The organism is Enterobacter cloacae complex sp. IR5422 (assembly GCF_049238165.1).
GTDB classification, from domain to species: Bacteria; Pseudomonadota; Gammaproteobacteria; order Enterobacterales; family Enterobacteriaceae; genus Enterobacter; species Enterobacter roggenkampii.
This window is the reverse complement of the sequence record NZ_JBMKHT010000116.1, coordinates 1-805: the sequence shown is the minus strand read 5'-3', so window position 1 is coordinate 805 and position 805 is coordinate 1. Positions and strand designations below refer to the sequence as shown.

At 46.5% G+C, this 805-nt stretch carries 1 pseudogene; it reads right to left on the bottom strand.

What is annotated here, in order from left to right:
* Window positions 1-125: 125 nt before the first annotated feature.
* A pseudogene (locus ACOTXT_RS22470) lies at window positions 126-566 on the bottom strand (EAL and HDOD domain-containing protein); the annotation flags it as partial.
* Between the last annotated feature and the right edge of the window lie 239 nt (window positions 567-805).

The window sequence follows — 805 nt, the reverse complement described above, 5'->3', positions numbered from 1 at the left end:
GGGCCAAAATCAGCCACGAAGAGACGATTTTGGGCTGAAAATTGGAAAATTGAGCCACAGGACGTCGATAAAGGACGGTTTGGGGCGTCATATCGGGAGCTGCGGACCACTTAATCGCAACTTCCTTTAATTTGCGCTAAGGTATAATTTCTGACGTCGAATTTCAGGATTGAAATATAGGGTAAAAAAACATCCCATTCTGGCGCAAGGGTGAAATCATCAAGCGCAAACTGATAGCCGTGCGCATTCATCTCCCTGACGGCCTGCAGCAGTTCGGCCCCCGGCACAGCATCTTCAAGGATTTCAATCACCACGCTCTCTTTATCAAGCGCTTCTCCACTGCGGTCAATAACCATCCTTGAAGGGAAATTAATAAACGACGTATGTGCCCCGGCAATGCGCTGGGACGGCACACATAAGAACTGATCTGATATCATCCTGGACGTGGCATATTCTGCCGACACATCCGGAAAACGATTTGTCATCCCGTCTCTGAAAAGCAGCTCATAGGCTACGGTATTCATTTCAGGGTTAAAAATGGGTTGTCGCGCGATAAATCCGTACATATCCCATCCTCCTCTACCACTTTATATTTATTAGCATCCTCTTTCTACACGACGATAACGAGTTTTATCGAGCACTATTTTGATTGAATGCACAAAATAAAAGCATCCACACTAAGGAAGGTGCGAATAAGTCCGAGATGTGAGATCATCGTGTTGTAACCTGAACCCAGAATGAGTAACCGGATGAGCCAGCAACTGACTTTTGCCGACAGTGAGTTTTCCAGTAAACGCCGCCAGAC